The organism is Streptomyces sp. NPDC050535 (assembly GCF_044457665.1).
Taxonomy (GTDB): Bacteria; Actinomycetota; Actinomycetes; order Streptomycetales; family Streptomycetaceae; genus Streptomyces.
On record NZ_JBITHE010000014.1, the window covers coordinates 132,836 to 144,554 of the forward strand.

An 11,719-nucleotide genomic window follows, 5' to 3' on the forward strand; every position below is an offset into this window, starting at 1 on the left:
CCATGGGCGGTTCTGTTCGACATGGACGGAACGCTCGCCGATACCGAACCGCTCCTGCACGACGCCCTGTTGGCGGTGCTCGGCGCGTCCGGCGTGCCGGCCGCGGCGATCCGGCCGGAGGAGCTGCGGGGGCGCAGCGTCGCCGAGAACCTGACCCGGCTGAGCGGTCTCGCGCGGTCGCCGATGAGCGCGGAGGAGCTGTACGCGCGTGTCAGCGACCGCATGCTCGACCGGCTGCGTCTCGGGATCGCTCCCCTGCCCGGAGCGGTCCGTCTGCTCCGGGCGCTGCGGCGGGCGGGCGTTCCGTGCGCGTTGGTCTCGTCCTCGTACCGGGTGATGGTGGACGCCGTCCTCCCCTCGCTCGGCCGGGCGGAGTTCGCCGTGACCCTGGCGGGTGACGAGGTGCGGCGCCCGAAACCGGATCCCGAGTCGTACCGCACCGCCGCGGCCCGGCTGGGCATCGCACCGGCGCGCTGCGTGGTCGTCGAGGACTCGTCCGCCGGCCTCCGCTCCGGACGGGCCGCGGGATGCGTGACGGTCTCGGTCGCGCCGACACAGGAACCGGTGACCCTCGGCGTACGGGGCCTGTCCGAACTGACCGTCGAACGGCTCACCCGCCTGGTGGACACGGGCGCCGAGCGCACCTCCCGGCGGGCCGTCGGGTGAGGGGGGACAGGAGGGTGGCCGGATGGGGCTCGGCCGGTGGTCGGCGCCGCGGTCGTCGGCAGCCGGGAGGCCGTGCTTCTCCGTACGGGCTGGGCGACCCGGCCGCGTACGGCGCCGGGCGCCCGAGGCCCCGCTTAGGCGGGGCGCGTCGCACACGACGGCGAACCTGTGCCGGCGCGTGTCCGTGCGGCCCGTGTGCGGGGGACTCATCCGAGGACCGCTGCCGGTTGAGGTGGCTGTCCGACGACCACCACGCGCGGAGGCGGCGGACGTGCACAGCGTCCGGTACGCCCACGCCCCGAGAGCGCTCGCCGCGACACCGGGGTGCGCCGGGCCCCGCTCCCGACCGACTCGCTGGAGAAAGTGGTGAAGTGGTATGAACCGACTCCGACACTCGCTCGACGAACAGGGCATGACACCCGTAATGCCCACCCGGGCGCTGGCATGAAGCCGGCGAACGTGTTCCTCACCGGCCTCGGCTGCTGGCTGCCGACCCCCTACGCCGCGTCCGAGGCGGTCGCCTCGGGCCTTTACGACGCCACGGTGTTCGCCGAGAGCGGTCTGCGCAGCGTTCTGGTCGCCGGGTCGGAGTCGCCGCCCGAAATGGCCGTGCACGCCGCGCGGACGGCGCTCAGCCACTCCCCGGGCGGCGCCGCCACGATCGGGACGGTGCTGCACGGCTCGACGTTCTACCAGGGGCCCGAGATGTGGTCGCCGTCGGCGTACATCATGCGCGAGCTGGGCATCACGGGGGCCGGCAGCACCGAGATCCGCAACGGGTGCAACAGCATGCTCACCGGTCTCGAGCTGGCATCCGGCCTGCTGTCGTACCAGCCGGACAGCCGGCCGGACATCCTGCTGACCACCGCGGACAACTTCAACTCACCGTTGTTCAACCGATGGGACAGCGGGCCGATGGGAGTGATCGCCGCCGACGCGGCCAGTTCCGTCGTGATCAGCCCGAGCGCCGGCTTCGCCCGCGTCGACGCGGTCGTCTCCCGGGTCTATCCGGAGTTCGAGGCGATGGCGCGCGGCGACGAACCGCTGTTTCCCCCCACCGGGTCCACGGGGCGGCGGATCGACACCGTGGAGCGCGCCCAGCAGTTCAACGAGCGTGTGCGGGAGATCGGCGGGGTGAGCATCGCCGACGGCATAGCGAAAGCCTGCTCCGAGACGGCGCTCGCCGCCGTGGACGAGGCCGGTATCGATGTCGGCGACCTGCGCTGGGTCCTCGTACCCAACGGCGACGAGGCAACCACGCGGAACTGCGTCATGGACCCACTGGGACTGGACGTCTCCCGGTCTCAGTGGGAGTTCGGCCGCGAGATCGGACACGCCTCGTCCAGCGACCAGTTCATCGCCCTCGACCATCTGCTGCGCACCGAGCGGCTCGACGCGGGTGACCACGTCCTGCTCTTCGGTGGCGCTCCCGGATGGTCGGCCGTGGCCGTCATCCTCACCATCACCGAACCGCCTTCCTGGATATAGGAGTTGACGATGTTGGCAGGAGGAGCCGCGTGACGGCGCAGCAGCAGGACCCGGCCGCCGGGCAGCCGATCGCGATCGTGGGCATGGCGTGCGAATTCCCCGGCGCGGACAACGTATCCGCGTTCTGGAGGATGCAACTCGACGCGGTCGACGCCATCGTGGACGTCCCGGCTGACCGGTTCCCCATCGACGCGTTCTACGACCCCCGTCCGCGGACACCCGGACGGATCGTCAGCCGTCGCGGCGGCTTCCTGCCCGACATCCGGGGCTTCGACGCCCGCTATTTCGGCGTCTCCGGCCGCGAGGCGAGTCACATGGACCCGCAGCAGCGACTGCTCCTCCAGACCGCCGCCGCGGCCGTGCGGGACGCCGGCCTGACACTGGAGCAGCTCGCCGGGAGCCCGACCGCGGTCGTCGTAGGGCAACGGACCGCCGAGTACTGGGACATGCTGCGCGCCGCCGGGGCGCTGGACATCTACGCCAACACCGGCACGTCGCGCAGCGTCCTGTCCGGCCGTCTGTCGTTCTTCTTCGACCTGCGCGGCCCGAGCACCTCCGTCGACACCGCCTGTTCGTCATCGCTGGTGGCCGTGCACCAGGCATGCGCCGCGCTGCGCGGCGGGGAGGCGACCCTCGCCCTGGCCGCGGGCGTCAACCTGGTTCTCACGCCGGAGGAGAGCATCACGTTCTCCCAGGCGGACATGTTGTCCGCGGACGGCCTGTGCAAGTTCGGCGCGGACAACGCCGACGGCTTCGTCCGGAGCGACGGCGTCGGCGTCGTCGTCCTCAAACCGCTGGCGCAGGCCGAGGCGGACGGCGACCGTGTCCACGCGGTCATCCACGGCTCGGCGGTCGAGAACGAGGGCCGCAGCAGCGGATACCTGATGACTCCGTCGCAGACGGCTCAGATCGACACGATGCGGCAGGCCTGCTCGCGCGCCGGCGTCACTCCGAGCGCCGTCGGCTTCGTGGAGGCACACGGCACCGGCACGCCCACCGGCGACCCGATCGAACTCCGCTCCCTGGACGCGGTGTACGGCACCGGTGCCGGCCGGTCGGCGATGGACCCCCTGCTGGTCGGCTCCGTGAAGACGAACATCGGCCACACCGAGGCGGCCGCCGGTATCGCGGCGCTCATCAGGGCGGCACTGTGCGTCGCGCACGGCATCGTCCCGCCCAGTCTGCACAGCGGCCGGCTGACCGACGCGGTGGACTGGGACCGTATGGCGCTGGAGATTCCGCAGGCCGCCCGCGACTGGGGCGGGGACAGCGCCCCCCGTTACGCCGCCGTCAGTTCGTTCGGCATCTCCGGCACCAACGCCCACGTCGTCCTCGGCGAGCACCGTCCCGAGGCCGTGCCGCCGGCGGCCACCGAGCCGCAACCGCACCTGCTCACGCTGTCCGCGCAGACGCCCGCCGCGCTCCGTGAACTCGCCTCCGCCTACGCCGACTTCCTCGGGCCCGACGGAGAAGGGCGCCAACACGCCCTGCGCGACGTCAGTTTCAGCGCGCTGACCCGAAGCACCCATCACCGACACCGCATGACCGTGCTCGCCGTGGAACACGACCAGGTCGTCCGGCAGTTGCGCAAAGGCAGGCCGATCGTCGCCGCCAGGTCCGACGCACGCTGGAAGACCGTCTTCGTGTTCCCCGGCCAGGGCTCCCAGTGGTACGGGATGGGGCGTCGGCTCCTGCGGACGTCCACGGTTTTCCGGGAGACGGTCGAAGAGTGCGACAGGCATGTCCGTGCCGAGCGCGGCTGGTCGGTGCTCGAGCACCTGGCCGACGGAGACGAGGTGGGCTGGCCCATCGACGTGGTGCAACCGCTGCTCTGGGCGGTCGAGGTCGGACTGGCCGCGCTCTGGCAGTCGTGGGGCGTGACACCCGACGTCGTGATCGGTCACAGCATGGGCGAGGTCGCGGCCGCCTGCACCGCGGGCGCGCTCACCCTGGCCGACGGCGCGGCGGTGATCTGCCGACGCAGCGCCCTGCTCAAGGAGATAGCAGGCGCCGGGTCCATGGCCGCGGTCGATCTGCCCGCCGACGAGCTGCGGCGGGAACTCGCCGACGTACCGGACGTGGACGTCGCGGTGAGCAACGGCCCACGCCGCACCATCATTTCGGGCCGCACACCGGCGGTGGAGAAGGTGCTGGCCGAGCTGACCGAGCGCGACATCCTCGCCAGGATCGTCAAGGTGGACGTCGCCTCGCACAGCAGCCAGGTCGACCCGCTGCTGGACGCGCTTCGCGCCGCCCTGGAATCGATCCGACCCCGCAAGGGCCATGTGCCGCTGCGTTCGACGGTGACCGGAGACCTGCTGACCGGCGAGGAGCTGGACGCGGACTACTGGGTGCGCAACCTCCGCGACGAGGTCCGCTTCCACGCGGCCGTCGACGCCGAGACCGCCGGCCCCGAGGCGGCGGCCGTCGTCGAGATCAGCCCGCACCCCGTCCTCAGTTCGGCCGTGAAGGAATGCCTGCCCGAGGACCGCACCGACGACCAGGTGGTGCCGTCGCTGCTGCGCGACACCCATGACCTGACCGCGCTGCTGACCTCAGCCGGGCAGCTCCACCAGGCCGGATACCCGGTGCGACTGCGCGCGCTGTTCGACGGGCCCGCCACCTACGTGGGACTGCCCGCCTATCCCTGGCAACGCGCCGAGTTCTGGCTCGAGCCGACCCCCGGGACGGCCGACCCGCAGACCACACCGCGGGCCGGCGCGCCCACCGGCACGGGTGCGACGAACGTCGGCCCGCAGACGGGGCCGGCTCCGACGCGTACGGCGGACGCCACGGGAGCGACGGCCGGATCGGACGTCCAGGGCGGACACCCGCTGCTCGGCGCACACACCGTCCTCGGCGACGGCGCGCACCGGTGGGAAGGCCCCATCGACCTGGAGCGCAACGCCTACCTCCTGGACCACAAGGTGCAGGGCCTGATCATCCTGCCCGGCACCGCGTATCTGGAGCTGGCGGTGGTGGCCGCCTCCGAGAGCGTCGGCACCGACGTCGTCGTCAAGGAAGTCCGCTACGACAAGGCGCTCTTCTTCACCGTCGGGGCCCCGCCGCTGCTGCGGGTGACGCTGCGCCCGTCCGGACGGCGGTGGACCTTCGACGTCGCCACCTCCGACGGCACCGACTGGACCCGGCACGCGCACGGCCAGGTCGAGGAGGCACCCGCCGGCGTGGGCGTCGAGGACGTCCCTGAGGGCACGCCCCACCAGATCGCCGCGCGTGTACCCGACCATTTCGCCGGCGCCGAGTTCTACCGCCGGTTCGCGGCCCGCGGCAACGACTGGCGCGGCGTCTTCCAGGGCATCGGGCAGGTGTGGCGCGGCGACGCCGAGGCGCTGGCCGAGATCGTGATCCCGCGAGGCCTCACCGAGTACGAGCGGCACCACGCTCACCCGGCGGTCCTCGACGCCTGCGGACAGGTGCTCGCGGCCACGCTGCCCGACTCGACGGTCCCCGGCGACCAGCATGCCTTTGTCCTCGGCTCCATCGACTCGTTCCGCCGGTACGGGCCGCTGACCGGGACCCTTTACAGCCATGTGGTGCGGCGTGACCTGACGGCCGAGTCGTTCAGCGGCGACATCGCCGTCCGCGACGAGCAGGGCACGTTACTGGCCGAGTTCCGCGGCCTGCGGATCCGCTGGCTGCTGCGCCAGGAACAGCCCGGCCCGCTGACCGACTGGCTCTACCAACCGCGGTGGACGCCGGCCGCCGCACCCGCCGCGGTGCCGAAGCCGTCCGCCGGCGCCTGGCTGGTGTTCGAGGACGAGGACTTCGGGCCGCGGCTCGCACCGGCGCACGGCGCGCGGATCGCCGTACTGCCCGGGGAGAGGTACGAACGCACAGGCGACGGGACCTACCGCATCGACCCGTCCCGCCTCGACGACTACGCCCGGCTGCTGTACGAGGTCGGCCGCGACCGTCCCGAGGGCGTCGCCGCCGTGGTGCACCTGTGGAGCATGCGGGCGCCGCGGCCGGTGGGGGCGGTGCCGCTGGGTCTTGCCAGCGCGCTGCTGCTGGACCAGGCGCTGTCCACCACGCGGGGGGACGGCCCTCTCCCGCGGCTCGTGCTCGTCACCCGCGGCGCCGAGACGGTCGCGGACGCGGACGGGGCGCCGGACCCGGAACAGTACGCCGTGTGGGGCTTCGGGCGTACGGCGGCGAGCGAGCTGTCCGCCGTCCGGCACACCCTCATCGATCTCGACGCGGCCGGTGGCGCGGCGCAGACGGAAGCGCTGGCCCGGGAGATCGCGACCGCCGATTCGGCCGAGGACCAGATCGCCCTGCGGGCGGGCGCCCGGTACGTCCTGCGGTTGCGCCGCACATCACCGGCGCCCCGCGCCGACGACGTCACCGAGATCGTGCCGTCCGACGACCGTCGCGCGGGCCCGGTGCGCGCGACGGTCGAGGCGCGGCCTCCGGCCGCCGACGAGGTGCAGATCGCCGCGGCGTACGGAGGGGTCGGATTCCGCGACGTGCTCCAGGCCGCCGGGGCCTACCCGGACCGGGACGACGACGGCCGGCTGGGCTGGGAGACCGCCGGCGTGGTGACAGCGACCGGCTCCGACGTGCGGGGACTGGACGTGGGCGACCGCGTGGTCGCCGTCGCCCATCCCGGGCTGGCCACGCGGGTCCTCGCCGATCGCCGGCTGACCCACCGCGTCCCCGACGGTCTCGGTCTCGCCGAGGCCGCCACCGTGCCGATTTCCTACCTGACAGCCTGGTACGGCCTCATGGAGCTGGCCAAGCTCCACGAAGGCGAGAAGGTCCTCATCCACTCGGCCACCGGCGGCGTGGGACTCGCCGCTATCCAGGTGGCCAGGCGGCGGGGCGCCGAGATCTACGCCACCGCCGGCAGCGAGAAGCGCCGGGCTCTCCTGCGGACGATGGGAGTCGCCCAAGTCGCCGACTCCCGGGCCGACTTCGCCGGTCCGCTGCTGGACGCGACCCGGGGAACGGGGATGGACGTCATCCTCAACTCGCTCACCGGGACGGCCGTCGACCAGAACCTCGGCATGCTCGCCCCGTACGGGCGCTATGTGGAACTCGCCAAGCAGGACCTGGTGGACGGCCGCCCGACCGGTCTTGGCGGCCTGCTGCGCAATGGTTCCTTCCAGGTACTCGACATCGCCGCCTTCTGCCGCGAGCACCCAGAGCGGGCCGGGGCGCTGCTCGCTCGCGTACTGCGCCTGGTCGCGGCCGGTGAACTCGCGCCGCTGCCCGCCGAGGTCCACCCCCTGGACGCCGTCGACACCGCTTTCGACGACATGATCAACGCACGGCACCTGGGCAAGGTGCTCATCGACCTGCGGACCGACGCCCCGGCGGACCCGCCGACGCCCGAGCCGACCCGGATGCGCTCGGACGCCACCTACCTGGTGACCGGCGGCGCCGGCGGCCTCGGTTCCGGACTGGCCCGCTGGCTCGTCGCGCGCGGCGCCCGGCACCTGCTGCTCACCGGCCGCTCCGTGCCCGGCCCTGCTGCACCGTCCGGAGGCGACATCGCGGCCCTGCTCGAAAATCTGCGTGCCGAGGACATCGAGGTGCAGTACGCCCCGGTGGACGCGGCGGACGAGCGGTCGCTGCGCCGGCTGGTCGAGAACCGCCGCGCGGCCGGCCGTCCGCCGGTCCGGGGCGTCTTCCACACCGCCGGCGTCTTCATGTACAAGCCCATCAGCGACACCACCCTGCGGGACCTGGAAGCCGTCCTGCGACCGAAACTGGAGGGCGCCCGCGTCCTCGACCGTGTCTTCGAGAACGATCTCGACCACTTCGTCCTGTTCTCCTCCGGAAACGCTCTCCTGGCCTCGCCCCAGGTCGCGGCGGCTGCCTCCGCCAACGCGGGCCTCGACGCGATCGCCCGCGGCCGGCGCAGCCGCGGCCACAGAGCGCTCTCGGTGAACTGGGGCTTCTGGACCGACCGGGGCATGGCCGCGAGGGCGGGTACCGAACTCGGACGGAACCTGATCCCGCGGGGCATGACCGGCTTCACCTCCGAGGCGGGATTCGCCGTGCTGGATCACCTCCTGGCCACGGACGCCGGGGACACCCTGGTCATGCCGGTTGACTGGCCGCGGTGGCGGGCCGCGTACCCGGTCGCGGCCGATTCCCCGTTCCTGCGGGAGGTCGTCGACGACGCGCCCACGCACCGTGTCACCGCGGACCCGCCCGGGGGGGCCGTGCGGATTCGGCCGGAGCGCGCCGCACGGCCGGAGTCTGTGGCCTTTCCCGTCCAGCGACCGGAACCCGTGGCGCCGCGCCCGCAGGCGTCACCCACGTCCGTAGCGGCGCGGGGAGCAGGGGCCGCGACCGGGAACGGGACGGTACGGGTCGAGGCGGGTACTGGACTGCGGGCCGGCGGTACGGAGCCGGAGGCCGACGCGTCAGCACCCGCCGAGGACCGCGTGGAGCTGTTCCTGGCCAAGATCGCCGCCATTCTCCGCGTCGACCCCGAACACCTCGACCTGGACCTGGACCTGACCAGCCAGGGACTCGACTCGCTGATGGCGGCTCAGCTCCGACAGGAGGTGCAGAAGTCGCACGGATTGCTGCTGCCGATCAGCAAGATCCTCAGCCGGGCGACGCTCAGCGAGCTGGCGGAAGACCTGTGCGCGGCGGAACAACCGCGGTGATCCCCGGTCGCGGCCGACGCCGCGATGAACGGCGCGGCTACGACCGGCTTTCCCGGCTGCCGAGCCGACCGACGACGGCTGTGCGCGCGTCGCAGCGACGATCTGGGGTCGCCCTGTTCTCTGTGGAGGGATGACGCATGGTGCGCGGGGTGGGGTGGGCTGCACTGGGGGCGGCCGCGGTGTTGATGCTGGCGGGATGCCTGTAGCCCATGAGGACGATCGTTCGGCTGAAAACTCATGGAGCCTCTCGCCGCGCTGTCGACCGCCCTCCATGACCGCCTGCACGTCGTAGTCCCGGTAGGGGTCCGTCCCCGCCGAGGCTGTTCTGCTTGGGCACTGCCACCTTTCGACCACAGTCGAATTGGTTGAGGTGAGTCCGACGGCAACGGAGGCTGACGGAGAGGCGGTCCCGACTTGGCCGCCCGGGTTCACACCAGGAGGAAAACACCTATGCGCACTGTCGCTCGCCTGTCCGCCGGCTTGCTGACCGTCGTGGCACTCGCCGTCGGTTTCGTGCCCGGTGCCTCCGCCGCCGAGCCCGGCCGCACCGCACCCACCAAGCCGCTGCCCTGGGACGTCTCGCAACTCCCCACCGGCACCGGAGAGTTCACCACCCTTTGTATGGGCAGCTGCGTCCAATAGCGGGCCTGCCCGGTGCAGTTCTGCCATCAATGAGAAGCCGGGGCGAAGTGCTGTGGCCTGGGCTCTACGGAACTACGCGCCGACTGCGGCAGAAGTTCTCCGATGCGGGCGGCTTCACCTGTGGTCGGCGCCCGGGTAGGACACATCGTTGTCGAGGATGTCCATCCCGTTGTTGTTCCATCGGTCGCTTCCAAGTGGCCAGGCATTGGACCTGATCCCGTACTGGGTGATGGACCAGCCGCGAGGCTGGACCAAGTACGGGATCATGTCCACCCACTACGTCGAGAACAGCAGCACCTGGATCGATGACCTAGCCGGCTCGAACGGCTGCGCGATCTAGCGGTCCCCGTCTCCGTCAGCCGTGCGAGACGGTCAGCCCGTAGAACGCGACCCGCGCGCCCTTCGTGGTGCTCTCGGAGGACGACTGGTTGTAGGAACCGGCCTTGAAGTACTGCTTGTACGGGAAGAACGACGACGGGATCGTGTAGCGCGTGGTGCTGCCGTTGACCGTCAGGTTGATGGTGTTGCCGCCGGACACGGCGATGGCGTAGGTCCACGTCTTGCCGACGGACACGTGGCCCACGGTGTGCAGCGTCTGGCCGCCGGCGGGAGAGTTCTCGGTACCGACGACGATGTCGCCGTTCGACCGGTAGTACAGCTCCACCAGCGGCTTGGTGGAGGAGCCGCCGGAGCCGAGGTGGATCTGCCCCACGCACACGTTGGACGTCACCGACACCACGCGCAGAGTCGCGCTCAACCGGTGGCTGCCGCTCAACGACCAGTCCGCCGCCCCGCCGTTGCGGTTCATTTCGCGCAACTCGGAGCGGGCGTAGTTGGAGTTCGGGGTGGTGACGCCCTTCTCGGGTGCCCAGAACGTCATTGCCCCGTCGCGGGTGTCCGTGTAGAAGTACGCGTCCTGGAAGCCGTTCGAGCCCTGCAGCCGGGACGAGGAAATGGTGGTGGGACTGCCGGGCGACCCTACGGGCTCCTGCAACTGCCAGACCGAGAGGTCGAAGTTGCCGCCGGGAGCGACCTTCGGATCCGCGGCGCCGGCGCTTGACGCGCCCAACACGGTGACCACGGCGACAGTGGTCGCGACGGTGGCCGTCGCGAGAACTCTGGTACGGATCATGATGCCGTCCTTCGTGGTGTGGGGGAGGACAAGGCGGGTTCAACTATGTGAACGACAAGTTCACTTGTGAACCTGTGAGTCGAGACGGTAAAGGTCTGAACCAACACCGTCAAGAGGTTGTGGATGCCGGCCCCTAACCACACTGCCGTGGGGCCTCTGGGCGAATGGCTCCGTGACATCCGGCAACGGAGGCTCCGCTAAAACCTGTTGGCGGACCACGGCGACCACTGCTATTTTCTCGGAGGCCGTGCGAGAGAACGAGGAGGTGGTACCCGTGAACGTATCGACATGGGTGCTTCCCTCCGGGGTCACGGTCGGGCGATAGGTCGTCCGGGAGCGCCATAACGAGCACTCCCGAAAGGCACGACCATGCAATTCACTTCCGAACAACGTCTCGACGACGGTGTCCTCGAGCGCGAATTCACCCTCGGCGAGATCCCCGGCACCCTGTGGACGCCCGAATCCGCCGCACCGGCCCCGCTGATTCTGATGGCCCACAACAACGGCCTGCCCAAGGGGGAATCCCGGCTGGTGGCCCGGGCCCGAATTACCGCCGCGTACGGCTACGCGGTGGCCGCCATCGACGCCGCCGGGTGCGGTGACCGGCCTCGTTCCGCCGCGGACGAGCAGGCCCGCGCCGAGCTCCGCCGGGCGATGCAGGCCGGAGAACCGGTCGACGAGATCTTCGAGTCCTTCATCGGCCCGCTGGTCGAAAAGGCGGTCCCGGAATGGCGGACCACCCTGGACGCCCTCCTTTCGATGCCCGAGATCGGTGGTCCGGTCGGGTACTCCGGGTGGATGGCCCTCGGAGTTCGGCTGGCGGCAGTCGAGCCGCGCATCGCGGCCGCCGGCTTCTTCGCCGGGGGATACGTGCCCCGCGCCCAGCGCGAGGAGGCCCGGCAGATCACCATTCCGCTGCTGATGCTGCTGCAGTGGGACGACGAAGGGAACCCCCGCCAGCGGGCCCTGGACCTCTTCGACGCCTTCGGCACCAAGGAGAAGACGTTGCACGCCAATCTGGGCGGGCACACCGGCACTCCATGGTTCGAGTTGGAGGACGGGTGCCGGTTCTTCGGTCGGCACCTGAAGTGAGGCCGGGCGGCCAGGCCGGCAACAGCCGGTAGGCGCTGTCTGCCAGAAGGCGCAG

6 protein-coding genes are annotated in these 11,719 nt (G+C 71.3%); 5 read left to right on the plus strand and 1 reads right to left on the minus strand.

The features are described from left to right. The first annotated feature begins 12 nt into the window (after positions 1–12). The 4 genes from ACIBLC_RS28220 (at position 13) to ACIBLC_RS28235 (ending at position 9,440) form a co-directional block, all read left to right on the plus strand. Positions 13–666 carry an HAD family hydrolase gene (locus tag ACIBLC_RS28220; RefSeq protein ID WP_399214146.1) on the plus strand — a complete coding sequence of 218 codons (654 nt, stop codon included), beginning with the start codon at positions 13–15 and terminating at the stop codon, positions 664–666. Positions 667–1,110: 444 nt separating this feature from the next. Further along, on the plus strand, positions 1,111–2,154 hold the full coding sequence (locus ACIBLC_RS28225) for a ketoacyl-ACP synthase III family protein (RefSeq protein WP_399214051.1): 1,044 nt from the start codon (positions 1,111–1,113) through the stop codon (positions 2,152–2,154). A gap of 29 nt (positions 2,155–2,183) precedes the next feature. Then, entirely contained in the window at positions 2,184–8,798 is a 6,615-nt protein-coding gene (locus ACIBLC_RS28230; RefSeq protein WP_399214052.1) for an SDR family NAD(P)-dependent oxidoreductase, read from the plus strand. Positions 8,799–9,248: 450 nt separating this feature from the next. Further along, entirely contained in the window at positions 9,249–9,440 is a 192-nt protein-coding gene (locus ACIBLC_RS28235; protein ID WP_399214053.1) for a hypothetical protein, read from the plus strand. Positions 9,441–9,795: 355 nt separating this feature from the next. Here the strand turns inward: ACIBLC_RS28235 and ACIBLC_RS28240 are convergent, their stop codons facing one another. Then, the gene (locus tag ACIBLC_RS28240; RefSeq protein WP_399214054.1) at positions 9,796–10,572 is read right to left on the minus strand and encodes a polysaccharide lyase family 7 protein; all 777 of its coding nucleotides are present in this window, start codon (positions 10,570–10,572) and stop codon (positions 9,796–9,798) included. 369 nt (positions 10,573–10,941) lie between these two features. On the opposite strand from ACIBLC_RS28240, the gene ACIBLC_RS28245 reads away from it, so the two are divergent. Continuing rightward, entirely contained in the window at positions 10,942–11,664 is a 723-nt protein-coding gene (locus ACIBLC_RS28245) for a dienelactone hydrolase family protein (protein ID WP_399214056.1), read from the plus strand. Positions 11,665–11,719 lie beyond the last annotated feature (55 nt).

What these genes read in the sequence shown, in the direction of transcription:
- ACIBLC_RS28240 (WP_399214054.1), bottom strand. Translation starts at nt 10,572, where the DNA reads ATGATCCGTACCAGAGTTCTCGCGACGGCCACCGTCGCGACCACTGTC.
- ACIBLC_RS28225 (WP_399214051.1), top strand. Translation starts at nt 1,111, where the DNA reads ATGAAGCCGGCGAACGTGTTCCTCACCGGCCTCGGCTGCTGGCTGCCG.
- ACIBLC_RS28245 (WP_399214056.1), top strand. Translation starts at nt 10,942, where the DNA reads ATGCAATTCACTTCCGAACAACGTCTCGACGACGGTGTCCTCGAGCGC.
- ACIBLC_RS28235 (WP_399214053.1), top strand. Translation starts at nt 9,249, where the DNA reads ATGCGCACTGTCGCTCGCCTGTCCGCCGGCTTGCTGACCGTCGTGGCA.